Origin of the sequence: Neobacillus vireti (assembly GCF_036962345.1) — a bacterium.
GTDB classification, from domain to species: domain Bacteria; phylum Bacillota; class Bacilli; order Bacillales; family Cytobacillaceae; genus Neobacillus; species Neobacillus vireti_A.
The window spans coordinates 378297-400572 of record NZ_JBALNB010000005.1 but is presented as its reverse complement, the minus strand read 5'-3'; the positions used below and the strand labels follow the sequence as shown (position 1 = coordinate 400572).

Sequence of the window (22276 nt, the reverse complement as noted above, 5' to 3'; positions counted from 1 at the left end):
TGTGGGAATGGGTGGAAATAAATTTCCATTCAGCTTTCCAAATGCATAAATTAGAAATTGTAGGATTGCAAATTTTACCGTAAGACTATAAGATTAAGGGTACGAGAAAAATTTTTTGATTGTCAAAAGAGAGGATTTTGAAATGGGTAACAATTTTAAAGAAGAAGTATTATCGCGTAGGACTTTTGCGATTATCTCTCACCCGGATGCCGGGAAAACTACACTTACAGAAAAATTATTATTATTTGGCGGCGCAATACGTGACGCTGGAACGGTAAAAGCAAAAAAAACAGGTAAGTTTGCGACAAGTGACTGGATGGAGATTGAAAAACAGAGGGGAATCTCTGTTACATCCAGCGTTATGCAATTTGACTATAATGATTTTCGTGTCAATATTTTGGATACTCCTGGACATCAGGATTTTAGTGAAGATACCTATCGTACTTTAATGGCCGTAGATAGTGCGGTTATGATTATCGACTCAGCCAAAGGGATAGAGGAACAAACATTAAAGCTATTCAAAGTCTGTCGGATGCGCGGTATTCCAATTTTCACTTTTATTAATAAACTTGACCGTCAAGGGAAAGCACCTCTAGATCTCCTAGCTGAACTAGAAGAGGTACTTGGGATTGAGTCCTATCCAATGAACTGGCCAATCGGGATGGGAAAAGAGTTCCTTGGAATATATGACCGGTTTTATAATCGAGTTGAACAGTTTAGAGTAGACGAAAAAGATCGATTTATTCCTTTGAATGCGGATGGAGAAATTGAAGGGAACCATCCTTTAAAGGCTACTGGACTGTATGACCAAACACTTGAAGAGATTATGCTTTTAAACGAAGCAGGGAATGATTTCTCTGCTGAGAAAGTGAAAGAAGGGAAGATTACCCCTGTTTTCTTTGGCAGTGCATTAACTACTTTTGGGGTTCAAACATTCCTAGAGACTTACTTGCAATTTGCTCCACCTCCGATGGCTCGTAATTCTTCGGTTGGAGAAATTAATCCACTTGGTGAGCAGTTTTCAGGTTTTGTCTTTAAAATACAAGCAAACATGAATCCAGCTCATCGTGACAGGATTGCTTTTGTTCGAATTTGTTCAGGGAAATTTGAACGAGGAATGACGGTAAATGTTCCTCGATTAGGGAAACAAATAAAACTCTCTCAGTCAACATCTTTTATGGCTGAGGAAAGAAGTACTGTTGATGAGGCTGTGAGCGGGGATATTATCGGTCTTTATGATACTGGTACTTACCAAATTGGTGATACAATCACATCAGGGAAGGACAATTTCCAATTTGAAAGACTTCCACAATTTACACCTGAACTCTTTGTCAGGGTTTCTGCTAAGAATGTCATGAAACAAAAGTCATTTTATAAAGGAATTCAGCAGCTCGTTCAAGAAGGAGCCATTCAGCTTTATAAAACTTTAAAAACAGATGATTATTTGTTAGGTGCAGTAGGACAGTTACAATTCGAGGTTTTTGAACATCGGATGAAAAATGAATATAATTCTGATGTCTTGATGGAACGGATGGGGTCGAAGATTGGAAGATGGGTTGAGGGTGATGTCTTGGATGAAAATCTTTCGAGCTCTAGAAGTATGCTTGTAAAGGATCGCTTTGGTCAGTATGTGTTTTTGTTTGAAAATGATTTTGCTCTTCGATGGTTCCAAGAAAAAAATCCAGATGTTAAGCTTTATAACCCAATGGACCAACATGATTAATCTATGGGCGGGATTCGGATCCCGCCCTATTTTATATGTATAAAATACTGAAAATTCAGATTAATATCTTGACATTTCTTTTTGTAACAACATAAAATTAGTACAATGCCTAATTAACATTTTTTGGGAGGGGTATGATGGAATATGGGTATTTCTTTACTGGGTTTCCGGGTTTTATCTGTAACCAGCTGATTCGAGAAGTTTTGAAACGGAATGAGTTAAATTGTATTGTTTACGTACTTGTTCTACAAAGCATGATGGATAAAGCGGTGAAGGAACGTCAAGCTATTATTTCAGAATTAGGCCTAAAGGATGAGGCTTTTGTCATTATAGAAGGTGACATCACTCAGCCTTCCCTAATGATAGCTAAAGATAACCTTGAATGGCTAAATGAAAAAGTAACCCATGTATTTCATCTTGCAGCCATTTATGATTTAGCTGTTCCAAGAGATATTGCCTTTACTATTAATGTTACTGGCACGAAAAATGTGAATGGCTTGGTAAAAGGGCTGACACATCTACAACGTTATGTATATTTTAGTACCGCATATGTTGTAGGAAAACGAGAAGGAACTCTATATGAAACAGAACTGATTCGTCCAGGCAGCTTCAAAAATCATTATGAAGAAACAAAATATGAGGCAGAGGTTTTGGTTGATAAACTTAAAGAAGAAATCCCTATTACAATCATCCGGCCAGGAATCGTTAAAGGCCATTCACAGACAGGTGAAACGATTAAATTTGATGGACCATATTTTATGATGAACTTCCTGGAGCGATTGAGATTTCTCCCTCTTCTTCCGAAATTGGGAAAAGGGGAAGCATTTGTAAATTTAGTGCCAATTGACTATATTATCCAGGCAACAACTTATCTGAGCTTTTTAGAAAAAGGTGCTGGCAAGACCTATCATTTGACAGATCCTCATCCTTATCGTGCAGTTGAAATATATAGCTTTTTAATGTTGGAATTAATGAACAAGAAACCAAAGGGGACATTGCCGTTATCAGTTGGGAAATGGTTCCTTTCCATCAAACCATTAAGAAAATATCTAGGGGTAGAAAAAGAGGCATTGGATTATTTTACTTGGCTGGGTCATTTTGATTGTACGCAGGCATTAAATGATTTAAAGGGTTCAGAAATTGAATGTCCGGATTTTAAGGCCGGCTTAAAGCCGATGACATCCTTTTACTTAAAACAAAAGGATAACCCAAAGTATCATATACAAATATTATAATATTATTTTTCCTTTTAAACATGTACTGCAAATAGAATAAATTTTAAAATCGCTTCAAATCTGACCATGATTTGAAGCTTTTTTTGTTGAACTTTCTTATTGTACCCCCATAACCGAATACTAGCAGGCGTATTTCTTTAGTAAAGATAGCCTTTTTTGGGTCTACTTTTACCAATGCTTTCACCCCCAAAAAAACTCACATTATTATCCGTATGGTATAATTGAATGGGTAAAGAGGTGAGGGCAGTGCTAGGTTTATTGTTTTTAACCAAAAATAAAAAGCGAACTTTAGAAGAATCGGTTCTGTTAATCCAACAGGGGGACCGCTCACTCTTAAATGAAATGATCGATTCTTATAAACCATTTATTGCAAAAAACGTTTCTTCAGTATGTAAACGATATATTTTTGAAACCGATGATGAATTTAGCATTGGTCTTATTGCATTTAATGAAGCTATTGAGAAATATTCACCTGCGCAGGGAAATTCCCTACTCAGGTTTGCTGAAGTAATAATTAAAAGAAGAGTTATAGATTATATTCGAAAACAATCAAAAAACCAGCATGTCAGTATAGATTTAACCTATTCAACACTCGAAGAAGAGTCTGCAGGCATGGTAATTGTAAATGAGCTGTCATTAGAGGATTTTAAGAAAAAATCGGATGAGGAACAAAGGAAAGAAGAAATCATCCAATTTATCCAATTATTATCGTCATTTGACTTAAGCTTTAGTGATTTGATTGAAAATTCTCCCAAGCATATAGATGCAAGGGAAAATGCTATATTAATTGCAAAGGTATTAGTGGAGAAAAAGGAATTAAAGGACTTTTTATTTGAAAAAAAGCGTCTTCCAATTAAACAATTAGAAAAATTAGTAGATGTCAGCAGAAAGACGATTGAACGGAACAGGAAGTATATCATTGCCATTGCACTTATACTTTCTAGCGAATTTGTATACTTAAACGATTATTTAAAGGGGGTGCTAGAGACATGAGGAAAGGAATTGTACTGGAGGTTAATGATCCTTATCTGACTCTATTAACTCCAGAGGGTGAATTCCTGCGTGCCCGCAAAATGGATCAGCACTATTCAATAGGTGAAGAAATCTGTTTTTCCCCAGTTACCGATTATTTGAGCAGCAAAAAAAATAATCCTTTTAAAAACTTTTTTACTTTAAAAAAAGTTTGGATGTCCATTGCGGTATTAGTTATTTGTATTGGTTCAATGATTCCGGTATACCAAAGTAATAAGGCCTACGCATATATGACCATAGATGCCGGTACGAATATTGAAATGGGACTTAATAAAAGAATGCAAGTTGTCGAATTAAAGGGGTTTACGAAAGAGGCAAAACATATCATTTCTCAGATAGAGGATTGGAAGAAAAAAGATGCCTCCGAATTAACTTTGATTATTCTATCAGAGTTAAAGGACGAAGGTTATATTCATAAAACCGAACCTGTAGTAATTTCAACGGTAAAGACGGACCAATTAAAAGAAACAGTGGCAGCAAAACTTCAGGACAATATTGAAAGCATCAAACAAAATGACGATAAAAACCTCGTAGAAGTAAAAATGTATACTTCTACGCAAGAAGAAATTGAGAAAGCCAAAAATTCGGGTAAGTCAGTTGGAATCTATTATCAGACAAAAAATGAATCAGCACAAAAAAATAAATCTGCAAAAAATAAGAAATCAACAAAAACGGAGAAAATAAAACATAAAAGTAATGCTCCTTCAGGAACTTCTACTGAAGCAAAATTGCCGCCAGGGCAAATAAAAAAGCAGGATGAAACAAACAACAATCCAAGTAACACCAACCATAATGAACAAAGTCAAACAATAACAAACGATAACATAGATCAAAGTGTCAACAGCCAAAACGACATTAATAATCCAGTCGTAAATAAGCAAAAAAATGGAAATCAAGGTTCACCTGGTAATCAAAATAAAAAACAAAATAAAGAGCAAGAGAACCCGAATCAATATGAAAAACACAATAAAGAGCAAGTAAACCAGAATCAAAATGGGAACAACAAAAAAATAAATAAACAAGAAAATGAGAATAAACAAAATCATCACAATACTAATAATGGTAAAGAGAATAAAAAATAAGTCCGGCATTTGTGCCGGACTTTTTCCATGTTATTTAGTTAGATTATTGCTGTGGAAATTGGCCCGACATTTGCGCTTGGGCTTGCTTTACTAACCTTTTAGTGATTTCGCCGCCAACAGAACCATTCGCGCGGGATACTGTATCAGAGCCTAAATTAACACCAAACTCTTGTGCAATCTCATATTTAACTTGATCAAGATACTGCTCGATTCCAGGAACTAATAATTTATTGCTGCTGTTAGCCATTGTTTTCAACTCCTTCGTATCTATACAGAGAATTTTTTCTCTGTAATTGTATTATGATTCAAATCAGCTATTTCATAAGTGGTAATGTTTTGCGAATCTGGATGCTAGATAACATTAATCACTGCCCTTACTTACATCAATCGTTGGATGCATAAAGGGATAGGCTTGTGGTTTCTTTTTACTCTCTAGTAATTCGCGATTTTCGCTTGTATTCCAGCCGATATCATTTGTCGGGTGAACCCATTTGTCGCCAGCCATAATGGCAGGGTCTGTATTTTCACTCCAATTCTCTAATGGTGAGTTTTGGGAAGCATATTTACTGTCCCCAATCACAACACCATGTTCATTGGTGAAAGGCGGCTGCATTTTGATTCCTGTTCCCTCAAAACTTGGTGCATTGATTTGGTGGGGCATGGTTTCATTAACACTTAGATTTTCGGGTGTATTTTTATCTTTTTTTGTCATATATCTCACTCCTGTTTTTTCTTATTTTTTGCGGGATGAACAATTTTATTTATGAAAAATAAGGAAGTGATTGAATCCTGGCTTTTGGTGAAACTAACAACGTATCATCAATGAATGGAGGAGATTAGAGTGGCTAAACGAAAAGCTGAATATAATGCAGTAGAAAAGTATTCAAAAACGCCTCATAAAAATGTTCAGGAAAGTGAATTTTCAGCGGAATTTACAGATAATAATAATGCCATTCGGTTTGCAAACCGCAATTCAAAGCTAGGGAAAAAAGGAAGAAGTTAAATGAAAAAAAAGGAAAGTGTGGAAAACACACGCGAGGAATTTAGCATTGAATTTGGTGACGTAAATGGAATAAAGCTATATGAAGTACTTCAGGCAAAACAAAACGAAAAAAAATCATCTAAAAAAGAAAGATAAGCCGGCGTACCACGCCGGCTAGTTTAATTCTCTATAAAAGAAAAGATTAATGTCCCTTTATTTGCTGGGTCAAAATAGGCTAATAAATTTGAAGGATGTTTTATAATTTCTCCTGATGATAAATAAACATCCAGATCAAAGGCAAGATCCTCTACCATCGTATGCTTATATAAATCCTTCTCATCGAGCTCAAGCTCCAAATAGGACTGTCCCAAACGTGATGGGTTTTCAACAATTTGTTTATAAACTTCCGTTCTGCTCTTTTTATTTAAGCTTTGCTCCCACCAAGGCTTTCGGGGCTTGTACTTATGATTAATTAAATAATCGTATTTCATCAGTCCTGTAATAATCTCCAAGTTACTTACCGACCGGGATTCTAGGAAAGCGAACAATCTCAGAAATAAATCCTCTAATTGGTGCCCGATTCTAGACCAGCCTTGCATATCCCAATATGCTCCGAATTCTTGGAAAAAATCAAAAGGAGAAGGAAACACCTTCGTTACTAAATATTCAATGGTATGGTTCATGCGATGGTCATTCCAATATTTTTCTAACACATCTTCGACTTGTTTGATTCTAAGAATATCATCGAAAGGAAGAATGTTATTTCCCAAAATTTCGTAGGGTGAATGATCCATATAAACATAATCATGGTCTTCTGCTCGAAGTCTTAAACCAGTTCCTCTAAGCATTTTCAAAAAACCCAATTGAAGTTCTTCAGGACGCAATTCAAAAACATCATTAAATGTCTTACGGAAAGAAGAGTAGTCTTCCTCAGGCAAGCCAGCAATTAAATCGAGATGCTGGTCAATTTTTCCGCCGTCTTTTACCATCGTCACGGTTCTGGTTAGTTTTGCGAAATTTTGTTTCCGCATCACTAGCTCATTGGTGTAATCATTTGTGGATTGGACACCAATTTCAAATCGGAATAGTCCTTTCGGTGCCTCATTATTTAAAAATTCTATGACTTCTGGTCTCATGATATCGGCTGTAATTTCAAATTGAAAAACAGTTCCTGGAAGATGCTCATCAATTAAAAAGCGGAACATTTCCATCGCATAGCTTCTGCTTATATTAAATGTTCGGTCAACAAACTTAATGGTCTTTGCACCATTAGCCATTAAATATCTGATATCATCTTTAATTTTTTCTCTATCAAAATAGCGTACCCCCACTTCGATGGATGAGAGACAAAATTGGCAGCTAAACGGACAGCCCCTGCTTGTTTCGATATACGTAACACGCTTACCTAGATGAGTTTTATCTTCGGTAAAACGATAAGGAGATGGGAGTTCCCTTAGGTCAAGTTTATTCATCTGTGGGGTGATTTTTACCTGTCCATTATCACGGTATGCAATTCCGTGAACATTTTTATAGTTTCTTTCTCCGTTTATTTCGGAAAGAAGTTGTTTAAAGGTATATTCTCCTTCCCCCATAACAATAAAATCCACACTCGGTAGTTTTTCCATCCATTCATTTATATCATAGGTTACTTCGGGACCGCCGAAAACAATCTGGATCGAAGGATCGATTTTTTTAATCATGTTGACCACTTTAATGGTTTCTTCAATATTCCAGATATAGCAGCTAAAACCAATGACTGTTGGCTTTTGTTGATAGAGGTCAGAGACAATGTTTATTACCGGATCTTTAATTGTATATTCCTTTAGGTGGATGTTAAATTCCGGGGCTGCATAAGCCTTTAAGTAACGAATCGCTAGGTTCGTGTGTATATATTTAGCATTTAAGGTACAGCAAATAACGTTCATAGTAAAACTCCTTCAACAAATTAAAAACAATAGTATATTATAGCCCATTTTTCATAGAAATGATAATCACAAGATTGTTATAATACAGAAAATAAACTGTTATATAATTAAAATGTATTGCCAAACGCATACAAATTGGCATTTTATTTAAATTTTTGAAATGTGTTACATAATTTTTTTAAGGATGTTTGATTTTTATCACAGCCTAAAAAAATGATATATCCTACAATGAGTAAAGAGAAATTATATTTTATGTATTTTCTGTCTTTTTATCAAGGAAGGGGAGGGACATAATGTCTATTTTACCAAATAAAAATGAGCTTGGATTCTTTGAAATCCGTCTTGAATCTATAGGGGGTCTTGGAGCTAACTTAGCAGGAAAAATGCTCGCAGAAGCTGGAGTTCTAGGTCTGGGTTTGAACGGATCGAACTTTTCATCATATGGTTCAGAAAAGAAAGGCTCACCAGTAAAAAGCTTTATCCGGTATTGTGATCCAGATGTAGAAATAAGAGATCATAGTCCAATTGAACAACCCCATATCGTTGCGGTTTTTCATGAAGCACTATATAAAACAGTTGATGTAGTCAGCGGATTGAATGCTGATGGAATTGCACTTGTAAATACAGCAAGAGAGTTTGATGATGTTAGAAAAGATTTAAGGTTAGAATATGGAAAACTTGCCCTTGTAGACGCTTTAACCATTGCTGTTGAGGAAAAAACAAAGGTAAACACTGCGATGCTTGGTGCATTATATCGTATTTGTGATTTCCTTGATCCAAAATCAATGAGAAATGTCATTCGAAAAACATTTGAAAAGAAATATCCACATTTAGTAGAACCTAATATTCGTACATTTGATCGCGGATATAATGAAGTTCAATTTAAAACCTATGAAGTCCCGGAAGGAGCAGATGGTAAAAGTTTTACCCGCCCGCTCCCGCAATTAGGATACCTGACTCAGGAAATTGGCGGAGTAATGAACGCGCAGGGAAACAGTATCTTGAAAGATTTAAGCGGCTCAAGACAAGGATTTCTTCCACAGTTACAACAAGATAAATGTATCCACTGTGCTGCTTGTGATAATGTCTGTCCGGATTACTGTTTCGTCTGGGAAGCTGGTAAAGATAAAAAGGGCAGAAAGCAGATGTTCCTAAAAGGAATTGATTATCAATATTGTAAGGGATGTTTAAAATGTGTTGAAGCTTGTCCAACTGATGCTTTAGGTGATCTTCGTGAAATGATTGGATATGCTGAAGCGAACCGCGTAAAACAGAACTTTCCATATCTTGCAGGGGGGATTTCTTAATGGCAATGTTAGAAGATCAAATAACCAAAACGTCTGTTGCTGAACAGCTTTCAACCTTTGAATCAGGGAATGAAATGGCTGCTATGGCAGCAGCACAAATCAATTATCATATAATGGGATATTTCCCAATTACCCCTTCAACTGAGGTTGCGCAATTTTTAGACCAAATGAAAGCCCGCGGTGAACATGATATTAAATTAATCCCAGCGGACGGTGAGCATGGTTCTGCTGGTATTTGCTATGGTGCTGCAGCTACTGGAGCCAGGGTTTTCAACGCAACGAGTGCAAATGGATTATTATATATGATCGAGCAGCTCCCTGTACAAGCAGGAACACGTTTTCCGATGGTCATGAATCTGGTAACACGTGCAGTAAGTGGACCACTAGATATTAGAGGGGATCATTCTGACCTTTACTTTGCATTAAATACGGGCTGGGTAATCCTAACGGCCAGAACACCTCAGGCTGTTTATGATATGAATATTATGGCGCTTAAAATCGCTGAACATTCAAAGGTTCGCTTGCCAGTTATCGTTGCTTATGATGGTTTCTTTACGTCCCATCAAAAGCGTCGAGTAGAATACTTTAGAGATCGAAAGGTAGTTCAGCAGTTTGTTGGCGAATGTCCAACTGATTACCATTTTGCCAGAGATCCGAAAAGACCAGTGACCATAGGTGCACATATGAATGGAGATGATCTGATTAATAATCATTTCCAACAATCTGAAGCTATTTACGCAGCAGGTGAGGTATTCAAAGAGGTTGGTGCTGAATATGCACGAATTTCTGGTCGAGAATATCCGGTTCTTGATCTATACAAAATGGAAGATGCAGAGGTAGCATTATTCCTATTAAACTCAGCTGCTGAATCTGCCAAAGATGTTGTCGATCAATTACGTGCACAAGGTATTAAGGCTGGCATCATTAGTCCAAATATTATTCGTCCTTTCCCTGCCAAGGAAATACGTGAGGCACTGAAAAATGTTAAAGCATTATTAGTAGGTGAACGCGCTGATTCGTATGGCGCAAATGGTCCGAATTTAACGCATGAAGTGAAATCAGCACTTCAAGAAGACCGAAACAATCAAACGATTGTCCTAAGTCGTGTATTTGGACTGGGAGGCAAGGATTTTTATGCTACTGATGCCCATAAATTCTTTGATATGACAATTGATGCTATGGAAAAAGGTTTTGCTGAAAAGCCATTTGATTATTATGGCCATATTCCAGGGGATTCGGAAAAGGTCCTGAAACCGGTAATTACACCACAGCACGGTGATGTGTATAAAACAGGATTAATAGATGTAAAAATGGATGAAGAAACAAATAAGCTAAAGGTGAAAATACCACCTCTTCGTGCACTAACAACAAAACCGAAGCGAATCGCCTCAGGACACGGGGCATGCCCGGGCTGTGGTATATTTGCTGGACTTGAATTGTTCTTTAAAGGAATTGAAGGTGACATCGTCACATTATTCCAAACGGGATGTGCATATGTAACGACTACATCATATCCGCACACATCTCACAAACAAACGATGATTCATAACCTATTCCAAAATGGTGCTGCAACATTATCTGGGACACTAGAGGCATTCCTAGAATTAAAGCGCCGCGGTGAAATAGAAGTATCAGAAGATGCAACGTTTGTGATGATTACTGGAGATGGCGGTATGGACATTGGAATGGGGTCTGCTATTGGTACAGCCCTTCGCGGCCATAAGCTCATCATGCTCGAATATGACAACGAAGGTTATATGAATACAGGTTCTCAGATGTCTTATTCTACACCAATTGGTCATATGACAAGCACATCAGGTGTGGGTAAGGCACAGAAAGGAAAAGGATTCCATCATAAGGATACAGCTCAAATTATGGCGGCAACTAATATTCCTTACGTATTTACAGGTGCGGAAGCTTTCCCGCAAGACTTAATTAAAAAAGGTGCTAAAGCACAGTGGTACGCACAAAATGTAGGTACTGTTTATGGAAAAATTTTAATCACATGTCCGTTAAACTGGAAATCTGAAGACCGCTACGGAGCAACCATACTTGAAAAGGCTGTAAACTCCTGTTTCTTCCCGTTATATGAAGTAGAACAAGGCGTTACCAGCATCACGTACAATCCAGAAGATAAAAACAAACGTGTTCCTATTTCGGACTGGCTAAAATATATGGGGAAAACCAAACATCTTCTAAAAGACGAAAACCAATCAATCTTAGAAGAATTTGAAGCAGAAGTCGAAAAGAGATGGCAGCGTCTAAAAGCAAAACACGAAAATCCATTTTTATAAAAGGGTGATTTTCCTCCAAAAGATTCGTCGATTCAATTTAAAAGATTGCAACAATTCCATTTCCATGATAATCTTTGCTATAATTTTGTTTTTATTATTTTATAGTCAAAGCAGGAGGTTGCTAGATTACTAGCAAGTCCAACTGCTTTTATGGTTAGGATTATAACAAAGATTAGGAGAAGGAAGCTATGTGGTTTATTTTTGCTGTCGCCGCTGCCAGTTGCTTTGGCTTAAGGGGAATTTTATATCATTGGACGTCACAAAGACCGATCGATCGTAATTTACTGCTCTTAGGTGTCTATTTATCTGGTACCCTCATTACGGTGGCTGGGAATATTTTCATCGGACAATCATGGACAGCAGAGGCGTTGTTTGGAGTCTTAATGGGGACATTTTCGTTTGTTGCGAATGCTTCAATGTATAAAGGGTATGCTGTCGGAAAGGCCTCCATTGTTGCTTTATTTACTGGACTGCCCCCGTTGGTCGTCATGATTGTTGCCTATTTCCTTTGGGGTGAAGGACTAACTGGCTGGCAATTTATAGCATTTTTCATTGTGTTGGCTGGGTTGCTTCTGGTTAAATATTCACAGGACTTAAAGCTCGATCAATTAAAAGGAATTCAATGGGGAATTTTAACAATGCTCTTCTTCGGATTTACCGACGTATCGGTGAAACAGGCAACTCTTTCCGGGGCATCAACCCTGCCGGTCTTAACTGTTATGTTTACCACTGGCAGTATTCTTTTCGGGATTTCATGGGCAATTGCCAGGAAAAATGCTGCAAAATCATTAGATAAGGAAAAGTCACTTGAAAGGTGGAGCGTGAAAAAAACAATCGTTTGGGGGATGTTCGTAGGAATTACAAATGCAGTTGGTATGATCCTAATTTTCCCTGCATTTCGTGATGGAATTACCGGAATTGTCTCGGCGATTGTGGCGATGAACGTCGCGTTTGTAATTTTATATGCCCGCTTTTATTTAAAGGAAAATTGGACCAAACGTGAAATAACCGGCCTTTCTATGGCTTTTGTAGGAATTCTTATCCTGCGTATCGCATCTTAAAGCGGTTTTTCGGGCCTTAAATCAATAAAAGTAAATTTGTTGAGCCCAGCTAGGTGATCGGTTTCCTTGCTGGGTTTTTTAATAATTTCCCAAGCCATATATCCAACATATTTCTTTTTTTTAGTCAAGTAAAAAGGAATTTATATTATAATGTAGAATATAGGATTAATGATTTTACCTTATTTTGGGGTTCTTGGGGCGGGTGATAGAATCTGGAAAAAATAATGAAACAGAACCAGAACTTAAGAGAAGACGAACAAAAATTCAGAATAATATTTGATAATTCTATTGAAGGACTGATTCTATGGAATGAAGCCAATCAAATTGTGGATATCAATGGTTCAGCAGAAAAAATATTCGGTCTTCCAAAAGATAGGCTGCTCGGTCAGTCATTGCTTGATTTATTTAATCAGGTAGGAGAGAAAAAACAGGAAATAATTAATCATATAGAGCAGGTAACAAAAAAAGGTGAACAATATTCAACAATTGTCATCAAATGGAATGACGGGAGATTGAGGCACTTTGATTACTCCACTAAGCGTGGGATTCTAGAGGGACTAAATCTTACAGTTATTATTGATGTTACCGAAAAGGCTGATATGCAGGAACAACTGAGGAAATCAGAGCGGCTGAATATTATTGGTGAACTTGCAGCGGGTATTGCTCATGAAATAAGAAATCCAATGACGGCTTTGAAAGGGTTTATCCAATTACTAGAGCCGAGTATCAGAGCGGAGCATTCGATGTATTACGATGTCATTACATCAGAGTTAGCAAGAATTGATTCTATTATTAATGAGTTTTTAATACTTGCAAAACCACAAGAAATTAGATTCACAGAGAAAGATATTTGTCAAATTATGCGGGAAACCGTTGATTTACTTAGTGCCCAAGCAGTTCTTTATAATGTTCAATTCAGTACTTTTTATGAAGACTTTCTGCCATCCATTTTTTGTGAACCTAATCAACTTAAGAAGGTTTTTATTAATCTAATCAAAAATGCGATTGAAGTAATGCCTAGCGGTGGAACTATTACCATCAAAATAAATCAATTTGATGATCAATTTATACAAATCTCGATCCGAGATACGGGAATAGGAATTCCAAAGGAAAAGTTAAACAAGCTTGGAGAACCATTTTATACGACGAAAGAAACAGGTAATGGACTTGGTTTAATGGTTAGTTATAGAATTATAGAGGAACATAATGGGTATATTCACGTTGAAAGTGAAGAAGGAATAGGAACGATATTTAAGATTGTTTTACCATATAGACATGAATCATAAGTAGAAAAACCACTGACTATTTAATTAGTAGTGGTTTTTTATTGGTTAATAATTGGTTAATAGAAATCTGGTCTTCTATCTTCAAATATTGGAATTTGCTTACGAATATCTTTTACAAGATCTAATTCGATAACAGCTGACAATATTTCTTCTTTTGCTCCGGCTTCTGCAATTACGGCTCCCCATGGGTCTATCAACATGGAATGTCCAGCAAATTCATTATTTGGATCATGACCTGAGCGGTTGCAGGCAATGACGAAACACTGGTTTTCTATTGCTCTTGCAATGAGCAATGACCGCCAGTGCGATAAACGAGGAGAAGGCCATTCAGCAACCACAAATAGTACTTCCGCGCCTTCAGATGTATGTGCACGAATCCATTCTGGAAAGCGAATATCGTAGCAGATGACTCCTGCAAAGTTACGATTATCTAATTGAAATAGTCCTTTTTCATCTCCTGCTTTTAGATACAGGTGTTCATGCATTAATTTGAAAAGATGTAGTTTACTATAAGAGTGAACTAGCTGGCCGTTATTATCGATGATAATAAGAGTATTTTTAACTCCATTATCACTCTGATTTGCGACTGATCCCCCGACAAAGTGTACTTTATATTTCTTTGCAGCATTTTTCAAAAAATCAATCGTCTTGGCTGATCCTTTATCGGCAATGGTATCAAGTCGAGTTAAGTCATAGCCGGTTGTCCACAACTCTGGAAGGACAATAATATCTGGTTTTTCTTTCATCGCTTCTTTAATTAGTTTTTCTGCATTTTGATAGTTCTTATTTGGATCTCCAAAGGCAATATCCATTTGCAGACAAGATATTTTAACTTTCACCAAACTTCACCTCATTTAAAATTTCAGAATTTTTTGCTTTACAAGATGTATTAAAAGTTATATCATTTGTGACTAGAATTCAACAATTATGAGAAATAAATAAAGCAGGTGACATAATGAAACAATTTCCAACATCGCAGAGATTAAATAATCTTCCCAAACAGTTCTTTGCTTCATTGGTTAAAAAGGTAGGAAAATACATTGATCAAGGCTATGATGTCATTAATTTAGGGCAGGGGAATCCAGATCAGGCTACTCCTGAGCATATAGTAAAAAAAATGCAAGAAGCCGCAGCGAACCCAGCGAACCATAAGTATTCTCCCTTTCAGGGACATCGCTATTTAAAGCAGGCAGCTGCTGATTATTATCAAAGTGAATATAATGTGAAAATTGATCCGGAAAAAGAAGTGGCTATTTTGTTTGGCGGTAAGGCTGGATTGGTAGAAATACCGCAATGCTTATTAAATCCAGGAGATACCATTCTTGTTCCTGATCCAGGATATCCAGATTACCTGTCTGGGGTGGAACTGGCACAAGCAGAAATGGTCATAATGCCATTACGGGAACAAAATAACTTTCTTCCAGACTATAATGAAATCCCTGCAGAGTTGATTAAAAAAGCAAAATTAATGTTTCTTAATTATCCTAACAATCCAACTGGTGCTATTGCAACAAAAGAGTTTTTTGAAAAAACCGTCAAACTTGCAAGCCAACATGATATATGTGTTGTCCACGACTTTGCTTATGGTGCATTGGGTTTTGATGGAAATCAGGCGATAAGCTTTCTGCAAACAAAAGGGGCTAAAGAAGTTGGTGTAGAAATTTATACGTTATCAAAAACCTACAATATGGCGGGGTGGCGTGTCGGTTTCGCTGTGGGGAATAGCAGTGTTATTTCTGCTATTGAGCTTTTACAAGATCACCTGTATTGCAGCTTATTCGGAGGAATACAGGAAGCAGCAGCCGAAGCATTAACAGGACCACAAGATTGTGTACGAGAATTAAATAAGCTTTATGAGCGGAGGAGAAATGTTTTGATAACTGGTCTTCGTTCATTAGGCTGGAATGTGACGGCGCCAAAGGGTTCATTTTTTGCCTGGCTAAAAGTTCCTGAAGGGCTGACTTCGACTGAATTTGCTGATATCTTACTAGATAAAGCTCATATTGCAGTCGCGCCAGGAGTAGCCTTTGGCGAGCTTGGAGAAGGCTATGTTCGTGTTGGCTTGCTCACATCAGAAGATCGCCTGAATGAAGTAGTTAGAAGAATAAGTAAGCTAGGAATTTTCAAAAGTTAAGTACTGGCTGCAGCTGCAGTCAGTTTTTCTTTTTTGAAACAATCCGTCGATATGGAGAATGATTGTCGCAAAAACTATAAAAAACATGCAAATTATGTCGAAAAATGCTTATTTTGTCTACTTTTGCGAAAGTGTTTACTTTTATCTGAAATCTTAGATATAATTCATCAGGTAAACAAATTAATTAGCATATTAGTTTAAAAGAGTAAGGAGTAGGTGGAGAAAATTGTACATGGATGGTAATAACCCTTCTGAGATGCTTGATGCGATAAAAGTAAAACGCGAAATGATGATAAATTGTGCAAACACAAAAGGTTATACAAGTGAGGAAACAATAAAATACAGCCAGGAGCTTGATATTTTAATTAACGAGTATCAAAAAGCCTCCCAGCAATTTTCAGGTTCAAAGGAAGAAGTTAGATTTGCGTTTAAGCAAATGATTATGATATATCCGAAGGTATGCATTTAGTAAAAAAGATTCCATCTTTAAAAAATATCAATCAGGAAGACCATTAATAAGAGACCGATAATAAATGCATACGTAGAAACCCTCTCATTCCCATCACCGTGGCTTTCTGGGATTAACTCTTTATAAATGATAAACAACATAGCACCTGCTGCAAAAGAAAGACCATATGGGACAAGCCCCTGAACAAATGAAGTTAAATAAAACCCAATGAATGCAGTGACAATTTCAATGGCTCCAGTTAAAGTCGCGAGTACGAAGGCCTTAAATTTGCTGATTTTTTGATTGACTAAAAATAAGGCAACAAGAAGGCCTTCCGGAGCATTTTGAAATCCAATGGCTAACGCGATTAAATTCCCCGTATCTTCGGTATGTGAAGCATAACTAACCCCCACTGATAAGCCCTCCGGAATATTATGAAGAGTGATTGCTGCAATAATGAGCAAAGCTTTTTCGTCAAATTGTATCCCAACCTTATTGTGTTCTAGATCAATATGTGGAATTTTTTTTTCAAGGGTTGTTAGTGCCAAAACCCCACAGAACACTCCAATAGCAAGTGATAAAAAACCTCCAAGTTTCATTGCCTCAGGAATAAGCCCAATGGTTGAGGCAGCCATCATAATCCCTGCACTAAAGGCTAAAAGTATATCCATCCACCGGTGTGTAACCGATTGATGAATAAAAAGAATAATTAGGGCACCTGCGCCAGTAGATAAAGCAGAAAGAACACTCCCTACTACTACTTCTACCATATCATCCTCAACCTTTCATCGGTAAAAATAAAATTATCTACACAATTTGACAGAAACTGTGATTTTTATCATTGTTTATATTTGAATATTTTTTATAGTTAAATTAACCCTATTTTTTTATCATAACCACTCACATCACGAAATGCTTCAACTTCATACTTCTAGAATTTACCATAATCCATAAATTTATCTATTTTAAAAAGAAATCTATCAAAGATTGGTACTATGCTTGTGTTGCGATTCATATATCGTAATATGGCATTTTTAATAACCAATGAAGGCAAGCGCTTTCACAACAAACATAGCAAATATGGGGGAGGGTATTTCCTACATGCACATTGTCGTATGTGTCAAACAAGTTCCAGATACAAAAATCATAAAAATCAATCCAAAAACAAACACACTCGACCGCCGCAGCGCACCGGCCATTTTAAATCCTTACGATGCTCATGCTGTTCAAGAGGCTGTAAGCATTAGGGAAAAGACTGGGGGTACAATCTCAGTATTGTCGATGGGACCGCCGCAAGCAACTGCTGTTATTAAAAAAAGTATTGAAATTGGTGCAGACCGAGGATATTTAATCACCGACCGTGCCTTTGCTGGGGCAGATACATTGGCAACCAGTTATGCCTTATTCAAGGCATTAGAAAAAATCAATAAGGAAATTCCTGTTGATATGATTATTTGCGGTAAACATGCCATTGATGGAGACACTGGTCAGGTGGGGCCTGGTATTGCCAGAAGGTTGGACATTCCACCAGTAACCAATGTAATTGAAGTACCTGAGGTCAACTTAGAAGAAAAAACCGTCTTAATCAAAAGAAAATTATCTAGCGGCTATGAATTAATTCAATCAGAATTGCCATGTCTTCTTACCGTTGAAAAAGAAATAAACCAGATTGAATACTCACCAATGCCAAATATGATTAAAGCTGCAAGATATGAACCAATCATTTGGGCTGTTAGTGATCTAGAAAATGTTGACCGTGTGCAGCTCGGTCTTAAAGGTTCACCAACAATAGTTGGAAAAATGTTTACTCCTCCACGTCCTGAAGGCGGAAAGAGAATTGAAGGTTCCCCGGATGAGCAGGTTAAACAGCTCATGGATATCTTACTCGAGCAAAAAGACGTTTTAACATTACAGTCATCTAAACAATAAGATTATTTTTTTGGTGTAGGGAGGGGTTTATATGAATTTTGATGAATACCGTGGGGTTTGGATATTTATTGAACAAAATGGCGGTAAAATTGAAGGCGTTTCACTCGAGCTTCTGGGAGCAGGTCGAAAGCTTGCGGACAAATTAGAAGTTCCATTAGCCGGTTTTTTACTTGGGAGCGGAATCAAACCATTGGCTAATCAATTAATCGCTTATGGTGCAGATGAAGTATATCTTGTTGATCACCCGGTATTAAAAGATTATCGGACAGAATCGTACATGAAGGGTGTTATGCAGCTTGTTCCAAAATACAAGCCTGAGATCATTCTATACGGCGCAACTCCAAATGGAAAAGATTTAGCAAGTGCTGTAGCAACGGATTTAGTAACGGGTTTAACAGCTGATACAACGATGCTCGATGTTGATGTGAGTAACCGTTTGCTGGAGGCGAGCCGACCTGCATTTGGCGGTAATATTATGGCTACGATTCTCTGTAAAAAGCACCGGCCGCAAATGGCAACTGTAAGGCCAAAAGTAATGAAAGCCCTAGAGCCAGATACAGGAAGAACAGGTAGAATTATTGAAGAAAGCATTACGCTTAGAGAAGAAGATATGCGCACCAAAGTACTGCAAATTGTGAATGACGTAACAAAAAAGGCAAATTTAGCTGATGCACATGTGATTGTTTGTGGCGGTAAAGGAATGGGGGATGTTCAAAACTTCCAAATTCTTTATGAGCTTGCAGATACAATTGGAGCAACCGTTGGCGGTACCAGAGATGTGGTAGAAGCAGGCTGGCTGCCGCATGAGCTGCAAATCGGCCAGACAGGTGAAACTGTAACCCCAAAAATTTACTTTGCTATTGCTCTATCTGGCGCTATCCAGCACGTAGTGGGTATGAAAAATTCAGATTTAATCATCGCTATTAATAAGGATCCCAATGCACCAATTTTTGATGTAGCCACATACGGAATTGTAGGAGATGCATTGGAAATTGTACCTAAATTAATTCAGCAATTTAAACAGCAGCGAAATGAAAAAGGCGGTGAAGTGAGCTATGCCAGAAAAATTTGATGTGATTGTTGTTGGGGCAGGACCAGCAGGAACATCTTGTGCACTTGTTTGTGCCCAAAACGGTTTAAACGTGTTGCTAATTGAAAGAGGAGAATATCCTGGAAGTAAAAACGTAATGGGCGGAGTGTTATATCGAAAGCAAATGGAAGAGCTAATTCCTGAATTTTGGAAAGAAGCTCCACTCGAAAGGCCGGTAATAGAACAGCGTTTTTGGATGATGGATAAGGAATCCGTTGTTCAATTTGGTTACAAAGGTCTTGAATGGGGTGTTGAACCCTATAATAACTTTACTGTCCTAAGGGCGCAATTTGATCAATGGTTTGCCAAAAAAGCAGTTGAAGCAGGTGCGCTTCTGATAAATGAAACAGTTGTAACAGAGTGTATTGTTGAAAACGGAAAGGTTATAGGTATTCGGACTGACCGCCCAAACGGCGAAGTATATGCAGATGTAGTTGTTCTTGCAGATGGGGTAAACTCACTTCTCTCCAAACAGCTAGGTTTCCATAAAGAATTCCGGCCGGATGAGGTAGCCTTAACCGTTATGGAAGTTATAAATTTACCTAAAGAGAAAATTAATGATCGTTTTAATCTAGAGGATAATCAAGGATGTACGATTGAAATATTCGGTGATTCAACAAAAGGAAACCTAGGAACTGCATTTTTATATACGAATAAAGATAGTTTGAACATCGGAGTAGGCACCACTCTGTCTAGTATGATCAAATCAAAAATGAAGCCTTATGATCTTCTAGACTATTTAAAAACTCATCCTATGGTTAAACCGATGATGGCTGGTGGTGAATCAGCTGAGTATCTTGCCCACTTAATTCCAGAGGGAGGTTATCGTTCGGTACCAAAAGTAGCTGGGAACGGTGTAGTGGTAGTTGGAGACGCTGCACAGCTAGTCAATGCGATTCATCGTGAAGGTTCAAACATGGCAATGCACTCTGGCCTGCTTGCTGCTGAAACGGTTATTGAGGCGAAGCACCGTGGAGACTTTTCGGAATCTGGTTTAAATCTTTACCGTCAAAAGCTTTATGATAGCTTCATAATCAAAGATTTAGAGAAATACAAAGACGCAACACATACGTTTGAGAATAATCCACAATATTTCAAAGAATATGTACCAATGATGAACAAAGCGATGAGCAAATTCTTCACCGTTGATGGAACTCCTAAGAGAGAGAAACAAAAGGAGATTATGAAGAGTGTAACAGCAGAAAGAGGAACGATTAAAGTTATACAAGATATTTATCGTGCTTGGAAGGCGGTGAAATAATGTCAACTAAGAATATCGAAGAAAAACAGTACCTTCTTCGTTTTAAAGCTGATACGAAGTCACATCTTACAGTTATGGACAACGATATTTGTATGACAAAATGCCCGGATAAGATTTGCACGATTTTCTGCCCTGCTGAAGTGTACAAATGGGAAGGATTACGGATGCAGGTCGGGTATGAAGGCTGCCACGAATGTGGCAGCTGCCGAATAGGCTGCCCGCATCAAAACATCAAGTGGGAATATCCAAAAGGCGGGCATGGAATAGTTTTTAGATTAGCATAAAGAAGTTGTGGTTACAAAAACGGTAAAATTAACTGAGTTTGATAGAACAGAGGCAGCACTTCACCGTTGAATCGGTTGTGCTGCCTTTTTTTGTAAAATTATTTTGTTAGTTTAATTCTGAATAGTTGTGATATAATCCACTTAGTATTTGGTACTAATACCTGACATAAATTTAATTCAATTTTCCAAGTTAATGCCGAATTTTTACAATAATGGAGGATACAGATGTTAACAAATGATTTGGACTTTCGATTAGAGCCTAAACTAATAGAGTTATATGAAGAACATAAGAAGCGGTCTGAAAAAATAGATTGGGGCTATCATGATTTCTTACCGTGGGATAAGGGGAAAGATTTCAGGCGCGTCCCTTGGGATGAAAGTCAGGTCACACTGCCTCCAGCCATTATTACTGCTGTTGAAACAGCCCTTTTAACTGAAGTCAATCTGCCATGGTTTACCTCTCATTTAGATCAAACGTTTAAGGGATCATTAACAGTTATTAAAGATTTTGTCCATACTTGGACTTCAGAAGAAGATCAGCATTCTAACCTGCTTGAAACGTATCTATTACTCACGCGGAATGTGGATCCTAAGCGTCTTCATCAATTACACAAACAAACGGTTGAGAATGGCTGGAATCCTGATTATCATACACCTTTTGAAACCATGGTTTATACTTCATTACAAGAACTAGCGACAATGGTCTTTTACTATAACGTTGCTAAAACGGCTGGTCCGTATGATAAGGATTTAGCAAGTCTTCTTCGTCGGTTGGCGAAGGATGAAACGCTGCATTATGCCTTTTATCGGGATGTCATTAAATTTCATCTCCAATTAGAGCCTAATTACTGTTATCATTTAGGACATGTTATTAAGAACTTCCAAATGCCAGGAACAGTTATGCCTGATTTCGAAGATCGAATGGCAATTATTGCAAAAGAAGCAAACTATGGTCCATTGGAATATTTTGATCAAGTTTTAGATGTGATTGTGGATTATTGGGAGCTGGAAAAATTAAGACCAATTGCACCAGAAGCGGAAAAGGCTAGACTTGACATCCTAAACTATCATGCAAGGTTGAAAAGGGTTAGAGATCGTTTTTATAAGAATAAATAGGTAACTGTGTTTGATTTTCACTATATGTAGGTTTTTTCACAAGTGAGGGTAAAAAGAAGGTGAAGCAAAAGGGGATAATTTTTTTGT

At 37.4% G+C, this 22276-nt stretch carries 22 protein-coding genes and 1 pseudogene; 18 read left to right on the top strand and 5 right to left on the bottom strand.

Annotated elements, in window-relative coordinates; genetic code table 11:
• Window positions 1–142: 142 nt before the first annotated feature.
• From V7108_RS05830 to V7108_RS05815, 5 genes and pseudogenes are all read left to right on the top strand, one after another.
• A complete protein-coding gene (locus V7108_RS05830) occupies window positions 143–1723 on the top strand; it encodes a peptide chain release factor 3 (RefSeq protein WP_335567534.1) in 1581 nt (526 codons plus the stop codon).
• 137 nt (window positions 1724–1860) lie between these two features.
• Window positions 1861–2958: an SDR family oxidoreductase gene (locus V7108_RS05825; RefSeq protein WP_335567533.1), complete on the top strand. Its 1098-nt coding sequence runs from the start codon at window positions 1861–1863 to the stop codon at window positions 2956–2958.
• 237 nt (window positions 2959–3195) lie between these two features.
• Window positions 3196–3951, top strand: coding sequence for an RNA polymerase sigma factor SigI (sigI, locus tag V7108_RS05820; protein WP_335517921.1), 756 nt, complete (start codon window positions 3196–3198; stop codon window positions 3949–3951).
• Window positions 3948–4016: pseudogene (locus V7108_RS26860) on the top strand (anti-sigma factor domain-containing protein); the annotation flags it as partial. The gene sigI and the pseudogene V7108_RS26860, both read left to right, overlap by 4 nt.
• A gap of 15 nt (window positions 4017–4031) precedes the next feature.
• Window positions 4032–5072, top strand: a complete 1041-nt coding sequence (locus tag V7108_RS05815) for an anti-sigma-I factor RsgI family protein (protein ID WP_420489159.1) — start codon at window positions 4032–4034, stop codon at window positions 5070–5072.
• 43 nt (window positions 5073–5115) lie between these two features.
• Here V7108_RS05815 and V7108_RS05810 read toward each other — a convergent pair whose 3' ends face one another.
• Together V7108_RS05810 and V7108_RS05805 are read right to left on the bottom strand one after the other, a co-directional pair.
• On the bottom strand, window positions 5116–5319 hold the full coding sequence (locus V7108_RS05810; protein ID WP_335517904.1) for an alpha/beta-type small acid-soluble spore protein: 204 nt from the start codon (window positions 5317–5319) through the stop codon (window positions 5116–5118).
• Between the two features lie 114 nt (window positions 5320–5433).
• Window positions 5434–5784, bottom strand: coding sequence for a DUF3905 domain-containing protein (locus tag V7108_RS05805; RefSeq protein ID WP_335517908.1), 351 nt, complete (start codon window positions 5782–5784; stop codon window positions 5434–5436).
• A gap of 129 nt (window positions 5785–5913) precedes the next feature.
• Between V7108_RS05805 and V7108_RS05800 the strand changes: the two genes are divergently transcribed.
• Both V7108_RS05800 and V7108_RS05795 read left to right on the top strand, forming a co-directional pair.
• On the top strand, window positions 5914–6075 hold the full coding sequence (locus V7108_RS05800; protein WP_335517910.1) for a hypothetical protein: 162 nt from the start codon (window positions 5914–5916) through the stop codon (window positions 6073–6075).
• Complete coding sequence (locus V7108_RS05795) at window positions 6076–6210, top strand: hypothetical protein (protein ID WP_335517914.1); 135 nt, start codon at window positions 6076–6078, stop codon at window positions 6208–6210.
• 23 nt (window positions 6211–6233) lie between these two features.
• On the opposite strand, the gene V7108_RS05790 is transcribed toward V7108_RS05795, so the two are convergent.
• Entirely contained in the window at window positions 6234–7979 is a 1746-nt protein-coding gene (locus V7108_RS05790; RefSeq protein WP_335567531.1) for a B12-binding domain-containing radical SAM protein, read from the bottom strand.
• 293 nt (window positions 7980–8272) lie between these two features.
• Between V7108_RS05790 and V7108_RS05785 the strand changes: the two genes are divergently transcribed.
• The 4 genes from V7108_RS05785 (at window position 8273) to V7108_RS05770 (ending at window position 13927) form a co-directional block, all read left to right on the top strand.
• Complete coding sequence (locus V7108_RS05785) at window positions 8273–9286, top strand: 2-oxoacid:acceptor oxidoreductase family protein (RefSeq protein WP_335567530.1); 1014 nt, start codon at window positions 8273–8275, stop codon at window positions 9284–9286.
• A complete protein-coding gene (locus V7108_RS05780) occupies window positions 9286–11580 on the top strand; it encodes a thiamine pyrophosphate-dependent enzyme (RefSeq protein ID WP_335567529.1) in 2295 nt (764 codons plus the stop codon). The genes V7108_RS05785 and V7108_RS05780 overlap by 1 nt, the downstream gene beginning before the upstream one ends.
• Before the next feature lie 188 nt (window positions 11581–11768).
• Window positions 11769–12641: an EamA family transporter gene (locus V7108_RS05775; RefSeq protein WP_335567528.1), complete on the top strand. Its 873-nt coding sequence runs from the start codon at window positions 11769–11771 to the stop codon at window positions 12639–12641.
• A 224-nt stretch (window positions 12642–12865) separates the two neighbouring features.
• On the top strand, window positions 12866–13927 hold the full coding sequence (locus tag V7108_RS05770; protein ID WP_335567527.1) for an ATP-binding protein: 1062 nt from the start codon (window positions 12866–12868) through the stop codon (window positions 13925–13927).
• A 56-nt stretch (window positions 13928–13983) separates the two neighbouring features.
• Here the strand turns inward: V7108_RS05770 and V7108_RS05765 are convergent, their stop codons facing one another.
• A complete protein-coding gene (locus V7108_RS05765) occupies window positions 13984–14766 on the bottom strand; it encodes a carbon-nitrogen family hydrolase (RefSeq protein ID WP_335516735.1) in 783 nt (260 codons plus the stop codon).
• Window positions 14767–14882: 116 nt separating this feature from the next.
• Here V7108_RS05765 and V7108_RS05760 point away from each other — a divergent pair, with 116 nt between their 5' ends.
• Window positions 14883–16061 carry a pyridoxal phosphate-dependent aminotransferase gene (locus tag V7108_RS05760; RefSeq protein WP_335516738.1) on the top strand — a complete coding sequence of 393 codons (1179 nt, stop codon included), beginning with the start codon at window positions 14883–14885 and terminating at the stop codon, window positions 16059–16061.
• Between the two features lie 232 nt (window positions 16062–16293).
• A complete protein-coding gene (locus V7108_RS05755; RefSeq protein ID WP_335516741.1) occupies window positions 16294–16530 on the top strand; it encodes an aspartyl-phosphate phosphatase Spo0E family protein in 237 nt (78 codons plus the stop codon).
• A gap of 17 nt (window positions 16531–16547) precedes the next feature.
• Here the strand turns inward: V7108_RS05755 and V7108_RS05750 are convergent, their stop codons facing one another.
• Window positions 16548–17279 (bottom strand): ZIP family metal transporter, encoded by a 732-nt coding sequence (locus V7108_RS05750; RefSeq protein ID WP_335567526.1) that lies wholly within the window; start codon window positions 17277–17279, stop codon window positions 16548–16550.
• Window positions 17280–17610: 331 nt separating this feature from the next.
• On the opposite strand from V7108_RS05750, the gene V7108_RS05745 reads away from it, so the two are divergent.
• The 5 genes from V7108_RS05745 (at window position 17611) to V7108_RS05725 (ending at window position 22189) form a co-directional block, all read left to right on the top strand.
• Complete coding sequence (locus V7108_RS05745; protein WP_335516747.1) at window positions 17611–18438, top strand: electron transfer flavoprotein subunit beta/FixA family protein; 828 nt, start codon at window positions 17611–17613, stop codon at window positions 18436–18438.
• Window positions 18439–18469: 31 nt separating this feature from the next.
• Window positions 18470–19510 carry an electron transfer flavoprotein subunit alpha/FixB family protein gene (locus tag V7108_RS05740; RefSeq protein ID WP_335516750.1) on the top strand — a complete coding sequence of 347 codons (1041 nt, stop codon included), beginning with the start codon at window positions 18470–18472 and terminating at the stop codon, window positions 19508–19510.
• Window positions 19494–20789, top strand: coding sequence for an FAD-dependent oxidoreductase (locus tag V7108_RS05735; RefSeq protein WP_335567525.1), 1296 nt, complete (start codon window positions 19494–19496; stop codon window positions 20787–20789). Before V7108_RS05740 ends, V7108_RS05735 begins: the two co-directional genes overlap by 17 nt.
• Window positions 20789–21073 (top strand): 4Fe-4S dicluster domain-containing protein, encoded by a 285-nt coding sequence (locus V7108_RS05730; RefSeq protein ID WP_132085730.1) that lies wholly within the window; start codon window positions 20789–20791, stop codon window positions 21071–21073. The genes V7108_RS05735 and V7108_RS05730 overlap by 1 nt, the downstream gene beginning before the upstream one ends.
• 225 nt (window positions 21074–21298) lie before the next feature.
• Entirely contained in the window at window positions 21299–22189 is an 891-nt protein-coding gene (locus V7108_RS05725) for an acyl-ACP desaturase (protein ID WP_335516756.1), read from the top strand.
• Window positions 22190–22276: the final 87 nt, after the last annotated feature.

Excerpts from the sequence above, each read along its gene's own strand:
- V7108_RS05830 (WP_335567534.1), top strand. The coding sequence starts at position 143 with ATGGGTAACAATTTTAAAGAAGAAGTATTATCGCGTAGGACTTTTGCG.
- V7108_RS05825 (WP_335567533.1), top strand. The coding sequence starts at position 1,861 with ATGGAATATGGGTATTTCTTTACTGGGTTTCCGGGTTTTATCTGTAAC.
- V7108_RS05815 (WP_420489159.1), top strand. The coding sequence starts at position 4,032 with ATGGATCAGCACTATTCAATAGGTGAAGAAATCTGTTTTTCCCCAGTT.
- V7108_RS05810 (WP_335517904.1), bottom strand. The coding sequence starts at position 5,319 with ATGGCTAACAGCAGCAATAAATTATTAGTTCCTGGAATCGAGCAGTAT.
- V7108_RS05805 (WP_335517908.1), bottom strand. The coding sequence starts at position 5,784 with ATGACAAAAAAAGATAAAAATACACCCGAAAATCTAAGTGTTAATGAA.
- V7108_RS05795 (WP_335517914.1), top strand. The coding sequence starts at position 6,076 with ATGAAAAAAAAGGAAAGTGTGGAAAACACACGCGAGGAATTTAGCATT.
- V7108_RS05790 (WP_335567531.1), bottom strand. The coding sequence starts at position 7,979 with ATGAACGTTATTTGCTGTACCTTAAATGCTAAATATATACACACGAAC.
- V7108_RS05785 (WP_335567530.1), top strand. The coding sequence starts at position 8,273 with ATGTCTATTTTACCAAATAAAAATGAGCTTGGATTCTTTGAAATCCGT.
- V7108_RS05780 (WP_335567529.1), top strand. The coding sequence starts at position 9,286 with ATGGCAATGTTAGAAGATCAAATAACCAAAACGTCTGTTGCTGAACAG.
- V7108_RS05775 (WP_335567528.1), top strand. The coding sequence starts at position 11,769 with ATGTGGTTTATTTTTGCTGTCGCCGCTGCCAGTTGCTTTGGCTTAAGG.
- V7108_RS05770 (WP_335567527.1), top strand. The coding sequence starts at position 12,866 with ATGAAACAGAACCAGAACTTAAGAGAAGACGAACAAAAATTCAGAATA.
- V7108_RS05760 (WP_335516738.1), top strand. The coding sequence starts at position 14,883 with ATGAAACAATTTCCAACATCGCAGAGATTAAATAATCTTCCCAAACAG.
- V7108_RS05755 (WP_335516741.1), top strand. The coding sequence starts at position 16,294 with ATGGATGGTAATAACCCTTCTGAGATGCTTGATGCGATAAAAGTAAAA.
- V7108_RS05750 (WP_335567526.1), bottom strand. The coding sequence starts at position 17,279 with ATGGTAGAAGTAGTAGTAGGGAGTGTTCTTTCTGCTTTATCTACTGGC.
- V7108_RS05745 (WP_335516747.1), top strand. The coding sequence starts at position 17,611 with ATGCACATTGTCGTATGTGTCAAACAAGTTCCAGATACAAAAATCATA.
- V7108_RS05740 (WP_335516750.1), top strand. The coding sequence starts at position 18,470 with ATGAATTTTGATGAATACCGTGGGGTTTGGATATTTATTGAACAAAAT.
- V7108_RS05735 (WP_335567525.1), top strand. The coding sequence starts at position 19,494 with ATGCCAGAAAAATTTGATGTGATTGTTGTTGGGGCAGGACCAGCAGGA.
- V7108_RS05730 (WP_132085730.1), top strand. The coding sequence starts at position 20,789 with ATGTCAACTAAGAATATCGAAGAAAAACAGTACCTTCTTCGTTTTAAA.
- V7108_RS05725 (WP_335516756.1), top strand. The coding sequence starts at position 21,299 with ATGTTAACAAATGATTTGGACTTTCGATTAGAGCCTAAACTAATAGAG.